Annotated in this window: 19 protein-coding genes; 15 read left to right on the forward strand and 4 right to left on the reverse strand. The window is 71.7% G+C overall.

Annotation, left to right across the window (positions count from 1 at the left end):
* The first annotated feature begins 215 nt into the window (after positions 1–215).
* The 3 genes from ACFV1W_RS00910 to ACFV1W_RS00920 all read left to right on the forward strand — a co-directional run bounded on the left by ACFV1W_RS00910 (position 216) and on the right by ACFV1W_RS00920 (position 3,212).
* Entirely contained in the window at positions 216–812 is a 597-nt protein-coding gene (locus ACFV1W_RS00910; protein WP_380411599.1) for a hypothetical protein, read from the forward strand.
* A 139-nt stretch (positions 813–951) separates the two neighbouring features.
* Complete coding sequence (locus tag ACFV1W_RS00915; protein WP_380411602.1) at positions 952–1,647, forward strand: demethylmenaquinone methyltransferase; 696 nt, start codon at positions 952–954, stop codon at positions 1,645–1,647.
* 254 nt (positions 1,648–1,901) lie between these two features.
* On the forward strand, positions 1,902–3,212 hold the full coding sequence (locus ACFV1W_RS00920; RefSeq protein WP_380411604.1) for a geranylgeranyl reductase family protein: 1,311 nt from the start codon (positions 1,902–1,904) through the stop codon (positions 3,210–3,212).
* A 112-nt stretch (positions 3,213–3,324) separates the two neighbouring features.
* Here ACFV1W_RS00920 and ACFV1W_RS00925 read toward each other — a convergent pair whose 3' ends face one another.
* The 3 genes from ACFV1W_RS00925 to ACFV1W_RS00935 all read right to left on the reverse strand — a co-directional run bounded on the left by ACFV1W_RS00925 (position 3,325) and on the right by ACFV1W_RS00935 (position 5,373).
* The gene (locus ACFV1W_RS00925) at positions 3,325–3,684 is read right to left on the reverse strand and encodes a MazG-like family protein (protein ID WP_380411605.1); all 360 of its coding nucleotides are present in this window, start codon (positions 3,682–3,684) and stop codon (positions 3,325–3,327) included.
* Between the two features lie 106 nt (positions 3,685–3,790).
* Positions 3,791–4,501, reverse strand: coding sequence for a peptidylprolyl isomerase (locus tag ACFV1W_RS00930; protein ID WP_380411607.1), 711 nt, complete (start codon positions 4,499–4,501; stop codon positions 3,791–3,793).
* A 170-nt stretch (positions 4,502–4,671) separates the two neighbouring features.
* A complete protein-coding gene (locus tag ACFV1W_RS00935; RefSeq protein WP_380411610.1) occupies positions 4,672–5,373 on the reverse strand; it encodes a TetR/AcrR family transcriptional regulator in 702 nt (233 codons plus the stop codon).
* A 94-nt stretch (positions 5,374–5,467) separates the two neighbouring features.
* Here ACFV1W_RS00935 and ACFV1W_RS00940 point away from each other — a divergent pair, with 94 nt between their 5' ends.
* Together ACFV1W_RS00940 and ACFV1W_RS00945 are read left to right on the forward strand one after the other, a co-directional pair.
* Entirely contained in the window at positions 5,468–6,133 is a 666-nt protein-coding gene (locus ACFV1W_RS00940; RefSeq protein WP_380411613.1) for a CatB-related O-acetyltransferase, read from the forward strand.
* A gap of 176 nt (positions 6,134–6,309) precedes the next feature.
* Positions 6,310–7,287, forward strand: a complete 978-nt coding sequence (locus ACFV1W_RS00945; protein ID WP_380411614.1) for a DMT family transporter — start codon at positions 6,310–6,312, stop codon at positions 7,285–7,287.
* Positions 7,288–7,300: 13 nt separating this feature from the next.
* Here the strand turns inward: ACFV1W_RS00945 and ACFV1W_RS00950 are convergent, their stop codons facing one another.
* Complete coding sequence (locus tag ACFV1W_RS00950; RefSeq protein ID WP_380411616.1) at positions 7,301–7,888, reverse strand: hypothetical protein; 588 nt, start codon at positions 7,886–7,888, stop codon at positions 7,301–7,303.
* Between the two features lie 198 nt (positions 7,889–8,086).
* On the opposite strand from ACFV1W_RS00950, the gene ACFV1W_RS00955 reads away from it, so the two are divergent.
* The 10 genes from ACFV1W_RS00955 to nuoH all read left to right on the forward strand — a co-directional run bounded on the left by ACFV1W_RS00955 (position 8,087) and on the right by nuoH (position 19,918).
* Positions 8,087–9,199 carry a sensor histidine kinase gene (locus tag ACFV1W_RS00955; RefSeq protein WP_380411618.1) on the forward strand — a complete coding sequence of 371 codons (1,113 nt, stop codon included), beginning with the start codon at positions 8,087–8,089 and terminating at the stop codon, positions 9,197–9,199.
* Positions 9,196–9,891, forward strand: coding sequence for a response regulator (locus tag ACFV1W_RS00960; protein ID WP_380411620.1), 696 nt, complete (start codon positions 9,196–9,198; stop codon positions 9,889–9,891). The genes ACFV1W_RS00955 and ACFV1W_RS00960 overlap by 4 nt, the downstream gene beginning before the upstream one ends.
* Before the next feature lie 829 nt (positions 9,892–10,720).
* Entirely contained in the window at positions 10,721–11,080 is a 360-nt protein-coding gene (locus ACFV1W_RS00965; RefSeq protein WP_030060100.1) for an NADH-quinone oxidoreductase subunit A, read from the forward strand.
* A 186-nt stretch (positions 11,081–11,266) separates the two neighbouring features.
* The gene (locus ACFV1W_RS00970; RefSeq protein ID WP_030286559.1) at positions 11,267–11,821 is read left to right on the forward strand and encodes an NADH-quinone oxidoreductase subunit B family protein; all 555 of its coding nucleotides are present in this window, start codon (positions 11,267–11,269) and stop codon (positions 11,819–11,821) included.
* Entirely contained in the window at positions 11,818–12,531 is a 714-nt protein-coding gene (locus ACFV1W_RS00975) for an NADH-quinone oxidoreductase subunit C (RefSeq protein WP_380411622.1), read from the forward strand. Before ACFV1W_RS00970 ends, ACFV1W_RS00975 begins: the two co-directional genes overlap by 4 nt.
* Positions 12,531–13,862, forward strand: coding sequence for an NADH-quinone oxidoreductase subunit D (locus ACFV1W_RS00980; RefSeq protein ID WP_380411625.1), 1,332 nt, complete (start codon positions 12,531–12,533; stop codon positions 13,860–13,862). The genes ACFV1W_RS00975 and ACFV1W_RS00980 overlap by 1 nt, the downstream gene beginning before the upstream one ends.
* Entirely contained in the window at positions 13,859–14,680 is an 822-nt protein-coding gene (gene nuoE / locus ACFV1W_RS00985) for an NADH-quinone oxidoreductase subunit NuoE (RefSeq protein ID WP_380411627.1), read from the forward strand. The genes ACFV1W_RS00980 and nuoE overlap by 4 nt, the downstream gene beginning before the upstream one ends.
* Complete coding sequence (nuoF, locus tag ACFV1W_RS00990) at positions 14,680–16,041, forward strand: NADH-quinone oxidoreductase subunit NuoF (RefSeq protein ID WP_380411630.1); 1,362 nt, start codon at positions 14,680–14,682, stop codon at positions 16,039–16,041. Before nuoE ends, nuoF begins: the two co-directional genes overlap by 1 nt.
* Positions 16,038–18,581: an NADH-quinone oxidoreductase subunit G gene (locus ACFV1W_RS00995; RefSeq protein ID WP_380411632.1), complete on the forward strand. Its 2,544-nt coding sequence runs from the start codon at positions 16,038–16,040 to the stop codon at positions 18,579–18,581. Before nuoF ends, ACFV1W_RS00995 begins: the two co-directional genes overlap by 4 nt.
* The gene (nuoH, locus tag ACFV1W_RS01000) at positions 18,578–19,918 is read left to right on the forward strand and encodes an NADH-quinone oxidoreductase subunit NuoH (protein WP_380411634.1); all 1,341 of its coding nucleotides are present in this window, start codon (positions 18,578–18,580) and stop codon (positions 19,916–19,918) included. Before ACFV1W_RS00995 ends, nuoH begins: the two co-directional genes overlap by 4 nt.
* Positions 19,919–19,920 lie beyond the last annotated feature (2 nt).

Below are 19,920 nucleotides of genomic sequence, written 5' to 3' on the forward strand. Positions count from 1 at the left end.
TAGTCGGATTTCCTTGGTGGGTAGGGGACTTGCTTCGTGTGCACTCGAACTGCCGTGCTCTCCCAGGGGGGTGATTGCCCCTTCGCCGTGACCTGAGGGCCCGCCAGCGGATACGATCCCGGACAGCTCACTCCGTACCCTCACCACACCACTGCCCGTGCCCGCGGGCGGCGGGGCCGTGTCCCAGGCCCCGGAGGCAAGCCAGGACAGGAACCATGCAAACCGCGACCGTCTCCCCGCCGCGAGCCCCGCGGTTGGGCCGTGGTTGGTACCTCGCCGCCGTGCTCAGCGCCGTGCTGGCCGTCGGGATGTGCCTGCTCGGTTGGCGCCAGGCCGACCAGGCCGACCGGATCGCGGCCCATCCGGTGAGAGTCGAGGGCGTCGTCACCCAGCTTCCGACCGGCGGCGGCACGTACAGCGCCGTCAGCTACACGGTGAGCGGCCAGCCGCACACCGCGGCCGCGCTGCCGCTCGCCGACGGCGCCAAGGTCGGCGACACGGTCTGCCTGGAGCACGCGGCCGACGATGCGGGAGCGGTGCGGATCTGCGGCGACACCTACCCCCAGCCGGTCGGCGTGGGACTGGCCCGGTTCAGCGTGCCGGTCGCCGTCGTGCTGTTCCTGGTCTGCGTGCTGCGCATCCGGCGCCACCGGCGGGCCGTGGCCGTCCGCACCGGGCAGGGCCGGCTCGCCGCCAACCTCGCGCTGGCGACCGGGGCGCTGACCGAGGGGATGCCCGCGATAACCCAGGGCAAGCGCTCCCGGCGCAGGCGGCGCGCGGGCGGGCGGCGGGGGTCGCACCAGGGCGGGTGACCGGCGGGGCGGCCTGTCGGGGCGGCCTGTCGGGGCGGCCCGTCGGGTTGGTGGTCGGGCTCGTGCCGGTCGGGCCCGTGGTGCCCTCCCGGTGTGCCCCGTTGGTCGGGGCGCCCGTCACAGGGTGAAGAATGGGGGCGTGACCCGAGCCTCCCTGGACAAGCAGCCGCACGAAGTCGCCGCCATGTTCGACGACGTCGCGGCCAAGTACGACCTCACCAACGACGTGCTCTCCCTCGGCCAGGCCCGCGCCTGGCGACGGGCGGTGGCCGAGGCGGTCGACGCCGGACCGGGGGACCTCGTGCTCGACCTCGGGGCCGGCACCGGAACCTCCTCGCTGCCCTTCGCCGAGGCCGGGGCCAAGGTCGTCCCGTGCGACTTCTCCGTCGGCATGCTGACCGAGGGCAAGCGCCGCCACCCCGAGCTGCCGCTCACCGCCGGCGACGCCACCCGGCTGCCGTTCGCGGACGACACCTTCGACGCCGTGACGATCTCCTTCGCGCTGCGCAACGTCCAGGAGACGGACGCGGCGCTGAGCGAGATGCACCGGGTCACCAAGCCCGGCGGCAAGCTCGTGATCTGCGAGTTCTCCACGCCGACCTGGACGCCGTTCCGGACCGTCTACACCGAGTACCTGATGCGCGCGCTGCCGCCGGTCGCCACCGCCGTCAGCAGCAACCCGGACGCGTACGTCTACCTCGCCGAGTCCATCCGGGCCTGGCCGGACCAGCCGGCGCTGGCCGCCCGGATGCAGGAGAGCGGCTGGTCGAAGGTCGCCTGGCGGAACCTGACCGGCGGGATCGTCGCGCTGCACCGCGGGTACAAGTCCGCGTAGCGCGGGGCGGACGTGGGGTGAAGGTGTAGCGGCGACGGGACAGGGGCGGCGCGGCGGCGCGAGGCGGAAGGTCGGGTGCGGGCCGTGCTGCCCGTTCCGTCCGGTACCGCTCCGCACGGCTCCCTGCCACCCCGTCCCGCCCCGCCTCGCCCCGTCCCGCGTCGGGGCGCGGGCGACTCCGGTGGCGTGAGCGGAACTAGACTGCCGGAGACAAAAGCCGCCATCCCCCGCCGCAGCTCCAGGAGTGTGTCCACGTGTCCGAGACCGCAGCCGATCTGACGAAGCGGGACAGCACGGTCGAGAGCACCGCCGACGTCATCGTGGTCGGCGCGGGCCCGGCCGGCTCCACGACCGCGTACTACCTCGCCCAGGCGGGGCTGGACGTGCTGCTGCTGGAGAAGACCGCCTTCCCCCGCGAGAAGGTCTGCGGCGACGGCCTGACTCCGCGCGCCACCAAGCAGCTGGTGGACATGGGCATCGACGTCTCCACCGAGAACGGCTGGCTGCACAACAAGGGCCTGCGCATCATCGGCGGCGGCGTCCGGCTGGAGCTGGACTGGCCCGAGCTGGCCTCCTTCCCGGACTACGGCCTGGTCCGCAAGCGCGCCGACTTCGACGAGCTGCTGGCCCGTCAGGCCGAGAAGGCCGGCGCCCGGCTCTACGAGCGCTGCAACGTCAGCGGCCCGGTCCTGGACGACCGCACCGGCCGGATCGTCGGCGTCACCGCCAAGCTCGGCGAGGAGAAGCGGCCGGTCACGTTCCGGGCCCCGCTCGTGGTCGCCGCCGACGGCAACTCCACCCGGCTCTCGCTCGCCATGGGCCTGCACCGCCGCGAGGACCGCCCGATGGGCGTCGCCTACCGCACCTACTTCAACTCGCCGCGCCACGACGACGACTACCTGGAGTCCTGGCTGGAGCTGTGGGACACCCGCGGCGGCCAGCGCAAGCTGCTGCCCGGCTACGGCTGGGTCTTCGGCATGGGCGACGGCACCTCCAACGTCGGCCTCGGCATCCTCAACTCCTCGCCCGCGTTCGGCGAACTCGACTGGCGCGAGGTGCTCAAGGCCTGGTGCGCCGGTATGCCGGAGGAGTGGGGCTACACCCCCGAGAACATGACGGAACCGATCCGCGGCGCCGCGCTGCCGATGGCCTTCAACCGGCAGCCGCACTACACCCGCGGCCTGCTGCTCGTCGGCGACGCGGGCGGCATGGTCAATCCGTTCAACGGCGAGGGCATCGCCTATGCGATGGAATCCGGCCAGATCGCCGCAGGCGTCATCGTGCAGGCCCACGCCCGCCTCACCGACGGCGGCCGCGAGCGCGCCCTGCAGGCCTACCCGCGCATCCTCAAGGACGTGTACGGCGGCTACTACACGCTCGGGCGCGCGTTCGTGAAGCTGATCGGCAACCCCAAGGTGATGCAGCTCGCCGCCCAGCACGGCCTGCCCCGGCCGCTGCTGATGCGCTTCACCCTCAAGCTGCTCGCCAACCTCACCGACCCGAAGGGCGGCGACGCGATGGACCGCGTGATCAACGGGCTGGCGAAGGTCGCGCCCAACGCCTGATGCGCGGCGCCTGACGGCGGTGTGGGGTTGGTTCGGGCCTCGTCGGTCTTGGGTGGGCTCCGGCTCGGGCTTTCTCCTCTGCCGTCTACTGCGCCGTCTCCGCCGCCGTCTTCTACGCCGTCTCCGCCGTCTTATCGGGCCCGCCGACCGGGCGCCGGGAGGCGGCGGAGCGCTGCTCGACGTAGGCCAGGCGCTCGGCGAACACCTGGGCGGCGTCGGGGGTGAGCGTCCGCAGGGCGACGAGGGCGCTGAAGACGACGTCGCAGAGTTCGTGCTGGACGTCCTCCCAGCTGTGAGTGACGCCCTTGCGCGGGTTCTGACCGGTGGCGCCGATCACCGCGGCTCCGACCTCGCCCACCTCCTCGGAGAGCTTGAGGAGCCGCAGCAGGCGCTCCTCCTGCGGCGACTGCGTGCTGTGCTCGTCCAGCCATGCGACCAGGTGGTCGACGCTCTCCCAGATCCGGCCGTCCATGTGGTGCTGCTCCCTGCGGTGTTGTTGGTGCTGCCACCGTACGGGAGCGGCAACGGGGGGTGGAGCCGGGCGGCTGCGCCCGGCCCTCCCGCCGGTCGGCTGACAGTCAGTGCTTGCTGATCTGCACGTTGCGGATGTTCACGGGGACCTTGGGGTAGCCGTCGCCGGGGCCGTTCTGGTCGTCCTCGCCGGCGGCGGCGATCTTCTGCAGGACGTCGAGGCCGGCCGTGACCCGGCCGAACGGGGTGTAGGCGGGGGAGAGCTTGGTGTCCTTCCAGACGATGAAGAACTGGCTGCCATTGGTGTTCGGACCGGCGTTGGCCATGGCCACGGTGCCCGCAGGGTAGGTGGCACCGGTCAGGTTCTCGTCCGGGAAGGAGTAGCCCGGACCGCCGCTGCCCGTCCCGGTCGGGTCCCCGCACTGCAGGACGTAGATCCGCTGGGTGGTGAGGCGGTGGCAGTGGCTGCGGTCGAAGTAGTCGTGCTCGGCGAGGAACCGGAACGAGAAGGTGGTGCAGGGCGCCTTGTCGGTCAGCGCCTCGAAGGTGATCGGGCCCTGGTTGGTCCGGAGGGTCGCGTGGTAGGGGCGGGCGGCCTGCTGGGCGTCGAAGGCCGGGATGCCCTTGAAGTTGTCGGCCGGGACGGCGGGTGTGTAGGTGCAGGCCGCACCCTGAGCGGGGCTGGCGCCGGATGGTGCCGCGACGGCGGTGCCGGTGCTCACGGCGAGCGGGAGAACGGTGGCGGCGGCGACCAGCGCCCAGTGCTTGCGCTTCACGTGACGGGCCTTCCGTGGGGTGGTGGACGGCATGCTTGTCATGGAGGCATCATCCACGGCCGGGTGGGTCTCCGGTAGGGGGTCGGGGCGGCTGGGGCTCCTTTGGTCGCGTGGTGTTGACGGCCGGTCGGCTGGCTTGCGGGAGTGGCCGACCGGGGCTGCTGGCCTGCTGACGTGTTGGGTTGCCGACGTGTTGGGTTGCCGGCCTGCGGCTATGGGGTGGGGGCGTTCGGCGCGGTGTCGGGCTCCGGGTCGGTCGGGGCGGTGTCGGGCTCCGGGTCGGCCGGGGCGGAGGTGAACAGCCCGGCGCGGGCGGCCAGGGCGGCGGCGTCGGCGGCCCGTTCGGCGGTGCGGGCTTCCAGTGGTTCGCCGGTGACGAACAGTCGGTAGTAGAGCGGGGCGGTGGCGGCCCTGATGATCTCGGCGCCGTCCGTCCCGGCCGACAACTCGCCTCGGGCGACAGCCCGTTGGGCGACTTCGGCGGCCTGGCGGTGACGGGCCGCGAAGAACTCGCGAAGGGCTGCCGCCCCGGCGTCGGAGCGCTGGGCGGCGTAGATCAGCGCGGTGGGTGTGGGGCTCTGCTCGGGGTCGGTGAAGACGGTGAACACCTCCTGGGTGATCCGGCGGAGGTCCTCCTGGAGGTCTCCGGTGTCGGGCAGCGGCCAGGGCTGGTCGGCCGAGGCGGCCAGGGCGTCCGCGACCAGTCCGTCGACCCCGCCCCAGCGCCGGTAGAGGGTCGCCTTGTGGACGCCGGACCGGGCTGCGACCGCCTCCACGGTGAGGCTGTCGTAGCCCTTCTCCGTGACCTCGGCGAGCGTGGCGGCGACCACGTCCGCACGGACCCGGGCGCTGCGGCCGCCTGGACGCGGGGACGGCGTGCGGGGGTGCTGGTCGGGGTGGGTGGGCTCGCTCAAAGTCGACTCCAGTCGCATTAAGACTTGCTGCGGGGTGGCGATCATGCCATGCTCATCTTAATGCGACCTGAGTCGCATTACGAGAGGAGCCTGTGTGACCGCCACCGCCATCCCCGACCCGACCGTTCTCCACCCGCTCACCGGCCACGACCGGGTGGTCCTGCTGCGCCCGCTTGTCGCCGACCCGAGGATCGAGGTCGGTGAGTACACCTACTTCGACGACCCCGACGGGGCCACCCGCTTCGAGGAGCGCAACGTCCTCTACGCCTACGGGCCCGAACGGCTGGTGATCGGCAAGTACTGCGCGATCGCCACCGGAACCCGCTTCCTGATGGCCGGGGCCGCCCATCCGACCATCGGTGTGTCCACCTTCCCCTTCACGATGTTCGGCGGCAGCTGGACGGAGCAGACCCTCGACATCGTCACGGGTCTCCCCAGCCGGGGCGACACCGTGGTCGGCAACGACGTCTGGTTCGGCTTCGGCGCCACCGTCCTGCCTGGCGTCCGGATCGGCGACGGAGCGATCATCGCGGCCGGTGCGATGGTCACCGCCGACGTCGAGCCCTACACGATCGTCGGCGGCAACCCCGCCCGTCCGATCCGGCGCCGCTTCGACGACGCCGACATCGAACGCCTGCTCCGCGCCGCCTGGTGGGACTGGCCGGTCGAACTCGTCACCGAGCAGGTCCGAGCCATCATGTCCGGCAGCCCAGCCGACATCGAGGCCATTGCCGACGCGAACGGCCTGCTCGCCTCCTGACCCGTCGGCACCCGGCCGGGGCATTGATCACCGGCGGCCTGGTGCGCGAGGATGGCGCCCCCTTGCTCCACCCCTCACCCCGTCCGCCGCTGAGCCACACGCCCAGCTCCTGGGTCCGTCCGACGCCGTACGGTCCTCGCACCCGCCGGTTCCGTTCGCTCGGAGGGATCCTCCTCATGCGTGCCTCCCTGTCCTCGTCCTCGTCGGTTCTTCGTGATCTGCCGGTCCTGCTGGTGGCAGTGGTCTGGGGATCGAGCTTCCTCGCCGTCCAACGGGTGGCCGAGCCCGGGACGGTCGTGGCGATGCTCGTGCTGCGCTTCGGGCTGGTGCTGCCGCTGCTCGGGCTGGCTGCGTGGCGGGCCCTGCGGAAGCTGACGCGCGCCGAGTGGCTCGGCGGCGGCGCACTGGGCCTCGTCCTCAGCGGCATCTTCCTGCTGGAGACCTATGGCGCTGTGCACACCTCCGCCACCAACGCCGGGCTGATCATCAGCCTCGCCATGGTGCTCACCCCGCTCGGCGAGAGCGCCCTCGGCCGGACCGCACCACCACGAGCCTTCCTCGCGGCTGCCGGGCTGGCCGTCCTCGGCGTCGCCCTGCTCACCGGCGACGGCGGGCTGCACCCTCCGACCCTCGGCGACCTCCTTGTACTCGGCGCCGCCCTGGTCCGTTCCGCGTACGTCCTCGCCATGGCCCGCACCCGGGCCGTTCGCGACACCGACATGCTCGCCGTCACCTGGATCCAACTGGCGGTTGCCAGCGCAGTGTTCGCCGTCGTCGCATTCGCCGTCGGCCCCGCCCCGTGGACCGTCGCGCTCTCGTACGGAGCCGGCCAGTGGGCCTGGCTGCTGCACCTGTCCTTGTTCTGCACGCTCTTCGCCTTCTTCGTTCAGATGTGGGCCGTCCGGGCGACTTCGCCGTCCCGGGTGAGCCTGCTGCTCGGTACAGAACCGCTGTGGGCCGCGGTCTTCGGCATCACCGTCGCCGGGAACCGGATGGGCCCGCTCGCCCTGCTCGGCGGGGCCCTGGTGCTGTTCGCCACCGAGTGGGGTCGGCGCACCGCCCCCGCACCGCGCCCGGCCAGGGGCGAGGAGGAGGCAGGTGCGGCGGCGGACGCGAGGACCGGGAGGCAGACCCGGGAGTCCACCCCGGCGTGATCCGTCGTCGTGGTCACCGGCGCCGCCACAGCGTCCGACGGGCGTAGTCGACGGTGACTGCGCCGAGCAGCGGACCCCAGGCCACCAGAGGAAGGTACGCGGCCGTCATCACCAGGCCGGCGAATCCGTGCGGCGCATCCGGATCGGCCAGGTTGTGGGCCCAGCGGCCGAACAACCCCTCCAAGCCGAGGGAGGTGAGTATCGCCGAACCCAGCAGAGCCGGCACGATCGCGGCGAGCGGCTGGACCCGGCGGCCGCCGATCAGCGGGATCCACCGGGGCGCCACCAGCCCCCAGGATCGCACCAGGCCCAGGGTCAGGAAGGCCAGTGCCTCCGTCAGGGCGCTCAGCACCACGCAGTAGACCGTGCCCCAACCCGGCTGGTGCGCTTCGAAGGCCGCGGCCGTCGCCCCGCTGAAGCCGACCGGGACGCCGAAGCCGAAGACGATCCGCCACACCCCCGAGGGGACGGTGCTCAGGGCGGCGGCTTTGGCGGCCAGCTGAGCCCAGCGGGGCGCGGGCTCGACGGCCACGCCCGCCGCTCCGGCAGCACGGCCTCGGTGGGTGGCAGCGACGCGGGAGTTGATCGCGAGCTTCGACACGGTGCGCTCCTTTCGGCCCGGCCCCCTCGGCCGGTGCGATGACTCAAGACTGGAGGTCCACCAGGGGGCTGCGGCAGTGCCGATCGGGCTGTTCCCCCTGCTCAACCGGACTGTGAAATATGCCGATCGGCACAGGTGGACCGGCTTCGGCCCGTCGTAATGTGACGGCAGTCGAAGAGTTCACGAGAGGCGGTGACGATGACTCAGCTCCTGTCCTTGGCCGTCCCGGCGTTGCTGCTGCCGGCCTGGCTGCTCCGCGGCCGTTACGGACCGGCGGCGGTGACCACCGCGCTGGGCGCGGTGTCGGTGGCGGTCTCGTTCGTCGTCTGGTTCGCCGGCCACTGGGCGGAGGCGGACCGCTGGACCGGACTGGTCGGCCTGGCCGAACTGGCGGGCCTGCTGCTGGCGGTGCTCCTCAGCCTGCGCGCCGAGGACGGCCCGCGGTGTGCGGCGGCCGCTTGGACGGCATGCGGAGCGGTCGCGCTCTGGCCGTCCCGGTTCGACGGGCCCGTCGACGCGCTCACGCTCTTCGGGTTCGGATCGATGCTGGCCCTGCCGACGGTGCTGATCGGCCTCTACCTGCGCGGTCTGGACGAGGGCCGGGCCCGTGCGGTCGCCGAGGCCAGGCGTGCTCAGCGGATCGAGCTGGCACACGACCTCCACGACTTCGTCGCGCACGACGTCAGCGGCATGGTCGCCCAGGCGCAGGCGGGGGCGTATCTGGCCTCCGTCGACCCGGCCCGGACGGCCGAGATGTTCGAGCGGATAGAACAGGCAGGGCAGCGGGCCCTGGCCTCGTTGGACCGAACCGTGCAGCTGCTTCGCAGCGAGGAGGCGGGAGGCCGCAGTCCACAGCCGGGCCTCGCCGAACTGGTCCAAGTGGCCGAGCAGTTCACGGCCGCCGGTGGTGCCGCGGTCCAGCTGGTGCTGCCGGACCAGCCGGTCCCGCGCGAGGCGGGTGGGACGGTCCACCGGATCGTCGTCGAGGCGCTGACCAACGTCCGACGGCACGCCCGGGGCGCCCGCCGTATCGACGTCCGGGCCAGCTGCACCGGTGAATGGCTGGAGCTGACCGTGACGAACGACGGCCGGGCGCCGGGTCCGGTCGCCCGCCCCCGCCGTGGCGGCGGCAGCGGACTGGCAGGACTGGCAGCGCGAGTGGAGGCTCTGGGCGGCGCGTTCGACGCAGGTCCGCACGGGCAGGAGGACTGGCGCGTGACGGCGAGGCTGCCACTGGCGGGGCGGGCGGAACCGGAGCGTTCGGAGACCCCGATGAGGACCAGTGCGGGTGCAGGGGAGAAGAGCAGATGAGCAACAGTGCAAGGCCGATCCGGATCCTGGTCGCGGACGACCAGGCCGAAGTCCGAAGCGCGTTCCGGATGATCCTGGACGCCCAGCCGGACATGGCGGTGGTGGCCGAGGCGGCGGACGGCGCCGCCGCGGTGGAGGAGGCGAAGAGGCTGCGGCCGGACGTGGTGCTCGCGGACATCCGGATGCCGAAGCTGGACGGCTTGGAGGTCACGAGGCAGCTGGCCGGCCAGTGCAAGGTGATCGTGGTGACCACCTTCGACCTGGACGAGTACGTGTACACGGCCTTGCGGCACGGTGCGGCGGGCTTCTTGCTGAAGCGTTCCGGGCCGGTACTGCTGATCGAGGCGGTCCGGGCGGCGATGGCCGGCGACGCGATGATCAGCCCACAGATCACGGTCCGGCTGTTGCAGCACATGGCGCTGCCCGGTTCCGGCCCGGCGCCCGGGCCCGCGGCCGCGGTAGGTGCGTCAGGCCCATTGATAGCCGGCCCGGCGGAGGAACTGACCGAGAGAGAAAGAGAGATCGCTGAGCTGGTGGCCGACGGAGCGACCAATGCCGAGATCGGCGCCGGGCTCTTCATCTCACCGGGAACGGTGAAGAACCACCTCGCCAACATCCAGCGCAAGCTCCGCGCCCGCAACCGGGTGGGCGTCGCGGCCTGGGTGTGGGAACGGGCAGCCAGTAACCGGTAACCGGCTGCCTGGCCCGCAGAGCGTAAGCGGATCACGGGAGGAGGCCCGCACAAGGGTGAGCCCCGCGAACGAGAGGAGGGCGACGCCAGAGGTGGAGGCGGGCTGAGGGATTCGAGGGCCGCACCAGGACGTCGGGCCGCCCGCAACGGAACGCAGAGCCGCGATAGGCGGTGGAGGAGGACGAGGGCGAGGGCAGGCCCCAGGGCCCCACCCAACAGGCTGCCGGAGCTGCGAGCGCGCAGCAGCTCCGCGCTGAGACCGGCCGGCTCAGCGCACGTGACACCGGCAGCAGGTGGGGAACCCTGGCGCGGGCGGCGGGCGGCGGGCGGCGGGCGGCGGGCGGCGGGCGGCGGGCGGCGGGCGGCGGGCGGGGAGGGGGGAGAGGACCCCACGACAACTTCGCGCGCTTGTGAACGAAGGGTCAAGCAAGCGTTCCTCCCCTCACCACCCCTCCGAGTGAGCCCCCATAACACGTCAACATGACGTCCGGAAATTTGCCACTCGCGACGCATAGTTGATATAGGAACCCGTCCCTGACCAGTCGCTTCAAAGATAAATGCGACTGCTTGTGACCATTTGACTCCTTTACGTCGACAACTCTGGGCATGTTCACATTCGCGACCATTCACATGGTGTCGTAGATCACAAAGATGGCGACGAACTGCGTGTCGCAGATCACAAGCTACCGGGCATAGGATGCGCTCGTTCCAGGCTTTGTGAACTGCCTCACATGAGGTGGATCCCGGGAACTGGAACGCGGGTTCACCTCAGCGTGACCCGTCGGTTCCGATCTGCAGTCAAGGACGACTGGACGGAGGGAGCGGGGGCTATGAATGCCTACGCGCCGATCCTCGTACTCGGTGCCATCGCGGCGGCGTTCGCGGTCGGTTCCGTCGTGATGGCCTCACTCACCGGCCCCAAGCGCTACAACCGGGCCAAGTTGGAGGCGTACGAGTGCGGCATCGAGCCGACCCCGCAGCCCGTGGGCGGCGGTCGGTTCCCGATCAAGTACTACCTGACGGCGATGCTCTTCATCGTCTTCGACATCGAGATCGTCTTCCTCTACCCCTGGGCGGTGACCTTCGACGCCCTGGGGATCTTCGGGTTGGTCGAGATGCTCCTGTTCATCGCCACCGTCTTCGTCGCCTACGCCTACGTCTGGCGCCGCGGCGGCCTGGAGTGGGACTGAGCCCTGGAGCGGGACTGAGCCGGGGGCGGCGCCGCCGCCCTTGTGAACGAGCGGACAAGCTCCAACGAGCCGGACGTCCTCCCGGGCTCCCCGGACGTTCTCCCGGGCTCCCCGGGCGCACCCCGGAGGCTCACCGGGCGCATCGCCGGAAGTACCAGAGGACTTGAGGGCATTGAGAGGGATCTGATGGGAATCGAGGAGAAGCTGCCGAGCGGCTTTCTGCTCACGACCGTGGAGACGGCCGCCGGCTGGGTGCGCAAGGCGTCACTCTTCCCGGCCACCTTCGGTCTGGCCTGCTGCGCGATCGAGATGATGACCACCGGCGCCGGCCGCTACGACCTGGCCCGGTTCGGCATGGAGGTCTTCCGGGGATCCCCCCGGCAGGCCGATCTGATGATCGTGGCGGGCCGGGTGAGTCAGAAGATGGCCCCGGTGCTGCGCCAGGTGTACGACCAGATGGCCAACCCGAAGTGGGTCATCTCGATGGGCGTCTGCGCCTCCTCCGGCGGGATGTTCAACAACTACGCGATCGTCCAGGGCGTCGACCACATCGTCCCGGTGGACATCTACCTGCCCGGTTGCCCGCCCCGCCCGGAGATGCTGATGGACGCCATCCTGAAGCTGCACGACAAGATCCAGCACGAGCCGCTGGGCGTGAACCGGCGCCGCGCCGAGGAACTCGGCGAGGCCCTGGCCCTCAAGGCCACCCCGGTCAGCGAGATGCGGGGGCAGCTGCGATGAACGAGCAGGTACCCGAGACCCGCCGTGCGCAGCCGGTGCGCGAGATCCCGGTCGAGGTGGTCGGCCGCCGCCAGGGCATGTTCGGCACCCGGGGCAGCGGCGACACCTCCGGCTTCGGCGGCCTGTCCGCCCCGATCGTGCTGCCCGGCCCGAGTGAACGCCCGTACGGCGGCTGGTTCGACGAAATGGCCGACGAGTTCGAGGGCGCCCTGGAGGAGCAGGGCCTGGACCCGGCCGAGGTGATCGACAAGACCGTGGTCGACCGCGGCGAGCTGACCTTCCACCTCGACCGCGCCCACCTCCTGAAGGCCGTGCGCATCCTGCGCGACGACCCGGCGCTGCGCTTCGAACTGTGCCTGGGCGTCAGCGGAGTGCACTACCCCGGCGACAAGGGCCGCGAGCTGCACGCGGTCTACCACCTGCGCTCGATCACCCACGGCCGGCTGATCCGGCTGGAGGTCACCGCGCCGGACGCCGACCCGCGCATCCCCTCCGTGGTGAGCGTCTACCCGACCAACGACTGGCACGAGCGCGAGGCCTACGACTTCTTCGGCCTGGTCTTCGACGGCCACCCGGCGCTCACCCGGATCATGATGCCGGACGACTGGCTGGGGCACCCGCAGCGCAAGGACTACCCGCTCGGCGGCATCCCCGTCGAGTACAAGGGCGCCCAGATCCCGGCACCCGACCAGCGGAGGTCGTACAGCTGATGAGCACCCAGCACTACGAGGAAGCAGACGCCCGCGAGACCACCGAGGGCCGGGTCTTCACCGTCACCGGCGGCGACTGGGGCGAGGTGGTCGAGGCGGTCGGCCGGGCCGACGACGAGCGCATCATCGTCAACATGGGCCCCCAGCACCCGTCCACCCACGGCGTGCTGCGGCTGATCCTGGAGATCGACGGCGAGACGGTGAAGGAGGCCCGCTGCGGCATCGGCTACCTCCACACCGGCATCGAGAAGAACATGGAGTTCCGCAGCTGGGTCCAGGGCACCACCTTCGTGACCCGCATGGACTACCTGACCCCGCTGTTCAACGAGACCGCCTACTGCCTGGCGGTCGAGAAGCTGCTCGGCATCACCGGCGACGTCCCGGAACGGGCCAACGTCATCCGCGTGATGATGATGGAGCTCAACCGGATCGCCTCGCACCTGGTCTGCCTGGCCACCGGGGGCATGGAGATCGGCTCCACCACCCTGATGATCTACGGCTTCCGGGACCGCGAACTGATCCTGGACGTCTTCGAGCTGGTCACCGGACTGCGCATGAACCACGCGTACGTGCGCCCCGGCGGGCTGGCCCAGGACCTGCCCCCGGGCGCGGTGGACCAGATCCGCGAGGCGGTCCGCACCTTCCGCTCCCGGATGCACGAGTACGACAAACTCGCCACCACCAACCCGGTGTTCAAGGCCCGCCTGGTCGACGTCGGCTTCCTGGACCTGGCCGGCTGCCTGGCCCTCGGCGCCACCGGCCCGATCCTGCGGGCCACCGGCCTGCCGCACGACCTGCGCAAGACCGACCCGTACTGCGGCTACCAGGACTACGACTTCGAGGTCGTCACCGCGGACACCGCCGACTCCTACGGCCGCTTCCTGATCCGCCTGGAGGAGATGAAGCAGTCGCTGCGGATCGTCGAGCAGTGTCTGGACCGGCTGCGCCCGGGCCCGGTCATGGTGGCCGACAAGAAGATCGCCTGGCCCGCCCAACTGGCCGTCGGGCCCGACGGCCTGGGCAACTCGCTCGACCACATCCGCAAGATCATGGGCACCTCGATGGAGGCCCTGATCCACCACTTCAAGCTGGTCACCGAGGGCTTCCGGGTCCCGGTCGGCCAGGCGTACGCGGCGGTCGAGTCGCCCAAGGGCGAGCTGGGCGTGCACGTGGTCAGCGACGGCGGGACGCGCCCGTACCGGGTCCATTTCCGGGATCCGTCGTTCACCAATCTGCAGACGATGGCGGCGATGTGCGAGGGCGGCCAGGTGGCCGACGTGATCGTCGCGGTGGCCGGGATCGACCCGGTGATGGGAGGCGTGGACCGGTGACCAACGTCGAACTCGGACTGCCGGCGCTGCCGGCCCCGCCCTACCCCGAGGAGGTGCGCGCCCGGCTCGCCGCCGACGCCGCCGAGCTGATCGGCCGCTACCCCCAGGCCCGTTCGGCGCTGCTGCCGCTGCTGCACCTGGTGCAGGCCGAGGAGGGCTTCGTCAGCCCGACCGGGATCCGCTTCTGCGCCGAGCAGTTGGACCTCACCACCGCCGAGGTCACCGCCGTCGCCACCTTCTACACGATGTACCGGCGGCGCCCGGCCGGGAAATACCACGTCGGGGTCTGCACCAACACCCTGTGCGCGGTGCTCGGCGGCGACCAGATCTTCGCCGAGCTCCAGCAGCACCTGGGGATCGGCAACAACGAGACCACCGAGGACGGCGGGATCTCGATCGAGCACATCGAGTGCAACGCCGCCTGCGACTACGCCCCCGTGGTGATGGTCAACTGGGAGTTCTTCGACGACCAGACCCCGGAGAGCGCCCGGCAGCTGGTGGACGACCTGCGGGCGGGCCGCGAGGTGCGGCCCACCCGCGGCGCCCGGCTGTGCGGCTTCAAGGAGACCGCCCGGATCCTGGCGGGCTTCCCCGACGAGCGCCCCGGCGCCAACGACGAGTCCGGCGCGGGCGGCGCCCCCTCGCTGGCCGGCCTGCGGCTGGCCCGCGGTGAGGCCCTCCCCGGCACCCCGGGCGCCAAGGTCGTCTCCCCCCGCCACGAGGAACTCCGCCACGACGAGCTCCGCCACGACGAGCTCCGCCACGACGAGCTCCGCCACGAGGGCAAGGCCGACGGCCAGGAAGGGACCGAAGCGTGATGACCTCCGCCGAGCCGGCCGAGAAGCTGCTCACCCCCGTCCTGTCCGACTCCTGGGACGACAGCCGCCCGTGGACCCTCGCCACCTACCGCCGCCACCACGGCTACGAGGGCCTCAAGGCGGCCCTCGCCATGCCCCCGGACGACGTGATCGCCCTGGTCAAGGACTCCGGCCTGCGCGGCCGCGGCGGCGCGGGCTTCCCCACCGGGATGAAGTGGCAGTTCATCCCGCAGAACGACGGCAAGCCGCACTACCTGGTGGTCAACGCCGACGAGTCCGAGCCGGGCACCTGCAAGGACATCCCGCTGCTGTTCGCCAGCCCGCACTCGCTGATCGAGGGCATGGTGATCGCCTCCTACGCGATCCGCTGCGACCACGCCTTCATCTACCTGCGCGGCGAGGTCGTCCCGGTGCTGCGCCGCCTGCACGCGGCCGTCGCCGAGGCGTACGAGGCCGGGCTGCTGGGCCGCAACGTCCTCGGCTCCGGCGTGAACCTCGACATCACCGTGCACGCCGGCGCCGGCGCGTACATCTGCGGCGAGGAGACGGCGCTGCTGGACTCGCTGGAGGGCCGGCGCGGCCAGCCGAGGCTGCGGCCGCCGTTCCCGGCGATCGCCGGCCTGTACGCCTGTCCGACGGTGGTCAACAACGTCGAGTCCATCGCCTCGGTGCCGGCGATCCTGGCGCGCGGCAAGGAGTGGTTCAAGGGCCTCGGCACCGAGAAGTCCCCGGGCTTCACGCTGTACTCGCTCTCCGGCCACGTCACCAACCCGGGCCAGTACGAGGCGCCGCTCGGCATCACCCTGCGCCAGCTGCTGGACCTCAGCGGCGGCGTCCGGGCCGGACACCGGTTGAAGTTCTGGACCCCGGGCGGCTCCTCCACCCCGATGTTCACCGACGAGCACCTCGACGTACCGCTGGACTACGAGGGCGTCGGCGCGGCCGGCTCGATGCTCGGCACCAAGGCGCTGCAGGTCTTCGACGAGACCACCTGCGTGGTGCGGGCGGTCACCCGCTGGACCGAGTTCTACGCCCACGAGTCCTGCGGCAAGTGCACCCCCTGCCGGGAGGGCACCTACTGGCTGGTCCAGCTGCTGAAGCGGATCGAGGCCGGCGAGGGCGTCGAGGGCGACCTGGAGAAGCTCCTCGACATCGCCGACAACATCAACGGCAAGTCCTTCTGCGCGCTGGGCGACGGCGCGGCCAGCCCGATCGTCTCCTCGCTCAAGTACTTCCGGGCCGAGTACGAGCAGCACCTGGCCGAGCGCCGCTGCCCGTTCGACCCGGCCGCCTCCACCGTCTGGGCCGACGGCCCCCGCCCCGGCCACCAGTCCGCCACCGAAAGGGAGGTGCACGCGTGACGATCACCGAGCCGACCGCCTCCACGAACGACACAGCCGCGGTCGAACTGGTCACGCTCACCATCGACGGCGTCGAAGTGAAGGTCCCCAAGGGCACCTTGGTGATCCGGGCGGCCGAGACCATCGGCACCCAGATCCCGCGCTTCTGCGACCACCCGCTGCTGGACCCGGCCGGCGCCTGCCGGCAGTGCATCGTGGAGATCGAGGGCCAGCGCAAGCCGGTGGCCTCCTGCACCGTCCCGGTCGCCGAGGGCATGGTGGTGCGCACCCAGCTGAGTTCGCCGGTAGCCGAGAAGGCGCAGCGCGGCGTGATGGAGCTGCTGCTGATCAACCATCCCCTGGACTGCCCGGTCTGCGACAAGGGCGGCGAGTGCCCGCTGCAGAACCAGGCGATGTCCACCGGCGACGCGGACTCCCGCTTCGAGGGGATGAAGCGCACCTACGAGAAGCCGGTGCCGATCAGCAGCCAGGTGCTGCTGGACCGGGAGCGCTGCGTGCTGTGCGCGCGCTGCACCCGGTTCTCGCAGCAGATCGCCGGGGACCCGTTCATCGACCTGGTGGAGCGCGGGGCGCTGCAACAGGTCGGCACGGGCGTGGGGGACGACTTCGAGTCCTACTTCTCCGGGAACACCATCCAGATCTGCCCGGTGGGTGCGCTGACTTCGGCGGCTTATCGCTTCCGCTCGCGGCCCTTCGACCTGACCTCCTCACCGAGCGTGTGCGAGCACTGTTCGTCGGGCTGCGCCCAGCGCACCGACCACCGGCGGGGCAAGGTGCTGCGCCGACTGGCGGGCGAGGACCCGGCGGTGAACGAGGAGTGGAACTGCGACAAGGGCCGGTTCGCCTTCCGCTACGCCCAGCAGCGCGACCGGCTGACCACGCCGCTGGTGCGGGTGGACGGCGAGCTGGTGCCGGCGTCCTGGCCGGAGGCGCTGGCCCGGGCGGCGGAGGGGCTGCGCGGGGCCCGTACGGGCGTGCTGGCGGGCGGCCGGGTGACGGTGGAGGACGCGTACGCCTACGCGAAGTTCGCCCGGGTGGTGCTGGGCACCAACGACGTGGACTTCCGGGCCCGCCCGCACAGCGGTGAGGAGGCGGACTTCCTGGCCGCGGCGGTCGCCGGGCGCGGGGTGGACGTGGACGGCACCGGCGTGGACTACGAGCGGCTGGAGCAGGCCCCGGCGGTGCTGCTGGCGGGTTTCGAGCCGGAGGAGGAGTCGCCGATCGTCTTCCTGCGGCTGCGGAAGGCGAGCCGGGCGAACGGCCTGAAGGTGTTCTCGGTGGCGGCCTTCGCCTCCCGGGGGCTGGCGAAGCTGCGCGGTGCGCTGCTGCCGGCGGCTCCGGGCACCGAGCCGGAGTGGTTCGCGGCGCTGGCCGCGGACGAGCCGTTGAACGACGAGGCGGGCCGGGCGGCGGAGCTGCTGCGCCGGCCGGGTGCGGTGATCCTGGCGGGTGAGCGGCTGGCGTCGGTGCCGGGTGCGCTGACGGCGGTGCTGCGGCTGGCGCACGCGACCGGGGCCGAGCTGGCCTGGGTGCCGCGCCGGGCGGGCGAGCGCGGGGCGGTGGAGGCGGGTGCGCTGCCGGGCCTGCTGCCGGGCGGCCGTCCGGTGGCCGCGGCGGCGGCCCGGGCGGATGCGGCCGCGGTGTGGGGGGTGGCGGAGCTGCCGTCGCGTCCGGGCCGGGACACCGGCCAGATCCTGACCGCGGCCGTGCGGGGCGATCTGGACGCACTGCTGGTCGGCGGGGTGGATCCGGACGACCTACCGGATCCGGCGCTGGCCGGGGAGGCGTTGGCGGCGGCGTTCGTGGTGTCGCTGGAGCTGCGTCCGTCGGCGGTGACCGAGCGCGCCGACGTGGTGCTGCCGGTGGCGGCGGTGGCGGAGAAGGCGGGCACCTTCCTGGACTGGGAGGGCCGGGTGCGGATGTTCGAAGCCGCGCTGAAGCCGGACCAGCAGATGGGCCGCCACCTCCAGTCGGACCTGCGGGTGCTGACGATGCTGGCGGACGCGCTGGGCCACCGGCTGGACCTGGCGGACGTGCGGGCCGCCCGGTTGGAGCTGGACCGCTTCGAGCCGTGGCGGGGCGATCGGGCGGCCGCTCCGGCGGCGCACCCGGGTGTGCTGCCGCGGCCGGCCACCGGCCAGGCGGTGCTGGCGGGTTGGCGCCTGCTGCTGGACGAGGGCTCGCTGCAGCAGGGTGATCCGCACCTGGCGGGCACCCGGCACCGGGCGGTGGCCCGGGTCTCGCCGGCCACCGCACAGGAGGTCGGCGCACAGGAGACGGGTGCGCGGGAGGCGGGTGCGCGGGCGGCCGGTGCGCTGCGGCTGACCGGCCCGGCCGGTTCGCTGGTGCTGCCGCTGGAGATCACCGAGTCGCTGCCGGACCGCACGGTCTGGATCCCGCTCAACTCCACGCCGGGCGGCGCCCATCGCGCGCTCGGCACCACCGTCGGCCACCTGGTGACGATCGCCGCGGCCGAGCTGGAGCAGGCCGGCACCGGTTCCGAGGCCGGTGCCGTGGCCCGGGAAGGGGAGGTCCGATGACTTCGCAGCCGTACGAGACGCTCCACTTCTTCGGGCAGGACCCGTGGTGGCTGGTGGCGCTGAAGGCGGTGTTCTGCTTCGCGTTCCTGGTGCTGACGGTGCTGGTCGCGATCGTCTGGGAGCGCAAGGTGGTGGCCTGGATGCAGTTGCGCATCGGGCCGAACCGGCACGGCCCGTGGGGCCTGCTGCAGTCGCTGGCGGACGGTGTGAAGCTGGCGCTGAAGGAAGACCTGGTGGTCAAGGGCTCGGACAAGGTGGTCTACGTCCTGGCCCCGATCGTCTGCGCCATCCCGGCGTTCATGGCCTTCGCGGTGATCCCGTTCGGTCCGCCCGGCAACGAGGTGTCGGTCTTCGGCACCCGGACGCCGCTGCAGCTGACCGACTTCCCGGTGGCGCTGCTGTACGTGCTGGCGACGGCCTCGGTGGGCATCTACGGGATCGTGCTGGCGGGTTGGTCCTCGGGTTCGACGTACCCGCTGCTGGGCGGGCTGCGCTCCTCGGCGCAGATGATCAGCTACGAGATCGCGATGGGCCTGTCCTTCGCGGCGGTGTTCGTCTACTCGGGTTCGATGTCGACCTCGGAGATCGTCGCGCACCAGCAGCCGACCTGGTTCGCGGCGCTGCTGCCGGTGTCGTTCATCGTCTACGTCATCGCGATGGTGGGCGAGACCAACCGGGCGCCGTTCGACCTGCCGGAGGCCGAGGGCGAGCTGGTGGGCGGCTTCAACACCGAGTACTCCTCGCTGAAGTTCGCGATGTTCATGCTGGCCGAGTACGTCAACATGGTGACGGTCTCGGCGGTGGCCTCGACCCTGTTCCTGGGCGGCTGGCGGGCCCCGTGGCCGGTGTCGGCCTTCTGGGCGGGCGCCAACCACGGCTGGTGGCCGATGCTGTGGATCACGCTGAAGATCCAGCTGCTGCTGTTCTTCTTCATCTGGCTGCGCGGCACGCTGCCCCGGTTCCGCTACGACCAGTTCATGAAGCTGGGCTGGAAGGTGCTGATCCCGGTCTCGCTGGTGTGGCTGGTGCTGATCGCGAGCGTGCGGGCGCTGCGCAACGAGGGGTACGGCTTCGGCCAGGTGGTGCTGTACGTGGGCGCGCCGGTGGGCGCGGTCCTGCTGCTGGCGCTGGTGCGGGACTTCCTGCGGAAGCAGCCCGAGGAGGCCGAGGCGGCCGGGGACGGTCCGGCCAGGGGCGAGTTCGACCCGATGGCGGGCGGGTACCCGGTGCCGCCGCTGCCCGGCCAGATGCTCCCGCCGGTGCCGCGCCGGCCCGGCCGCGCCCCGAAGCAACTCCAGGACGCCCTCAACGGGGCCGACCATTCCGAAGGGAGCTGATC

The sequence above is a fragment of the Kitasatospora sp. NPDC059648 genome (assembly GCF_042734825.1).
Lineage (GTDB): Bacteria > Actinomycetota > Actinomycetes > Streptomycetales > Streptomycetaceae > Kitasatospora.

What these genes read in the sequence shown, in the direction of transcription:
- ACFV1W_RS00910 (WP_380411599.1), top strand. Translation starts at nt 216, where the DNA reads ATGCAAACCGCGACCGTCTCCCCGCCGCGAGCCCCGCGGTTGGGCCGT.
- ACFV1W_RS00925 (WP_380411605.1), bottom strand. Translation starts at nt 3,684, where the DNA reads ATGGACGGCCGGATCTGGGAGAGCGTCGACCACCTGGTCGCATGGCTG.
- ACFV1W_RS00930 (WP_380411607.1), bottom strand. Translation starts at nt 4,501, where the DNA reads ATGACAAGCATGCCGTCCACCACCCCACGGAAGGCCCGTCACGTGAAG.
- ACFV1W_RS00945 (WP_380411614.1), top strand. Translation starts at nt 6,310, where the DNA reads ATGCGTGCCTCCCTGTCCTCGTCCTCGTCGGTTCTTCGTGATCTGCCG.
- ACFV1W_RS00955 (WP_380411618.1), top strand. Translation starts at nt 8,087, where the DNA reads ATGACTCAGCTCCTGTCCTTGGCCGTCCCGGCGTTGCTGCTGCCGGCC.
- ACFV1W_RS00960 (WP_380411620.1), top strand. Translation starts at nt 9,196, where the DNA reads ATGAGCAACAGTGCAAGGCCGATCCGGATCCTGGTCGCGGACGACCAG.
- ACFV1W_RS00965 (WP_030060100.1), top strand. Translation starts at nt 10,721, where the DNA reads ATGAATGCCTACGCGCCGATCCTCGTACTCGGTGCCATCGCGGCGGCG.
- ACFV1W_RS00970 (WP_030286559.1), top strand. Translation starts at nt 11,267, where the DNA reads ATGGGAATCGAGGAGAAGCTGCCGAGCGGCTTTCTGCTCACGACCGTG.
- ACFV1W_RS00975 (WP_380411622.1), top strand. Translation starts at nt 11,818, where the DNA reads ATGAACGAGCAGGTACCCGAGACCCGCCGTGCGCAGCCGGTGCGCGAG.
- ACFV1W_RS00980 (WP_380411625.1), top strand. Translation starts at nt 12,531, where the DNA reads ATGAGCACCCAGCACTACGAGGAAGCAGACGCCCGCGAGACCACCGAG.
- nuoF (WP_380411630.1), top strand. Translation starts at nt 14,680, where the DNA reads ATGACCTCCGCCGAGCCGGCCGAGAAGCTGCTCACCCCCGTCCTGTCC.
- nuoH (WP_380411634.1), top strand. Translation starts at nt 18,578, where the DNA reads ATGACTTCGCAGCCGTACGAGACGCTCCACTTCTTCGGGCAGGACCCG.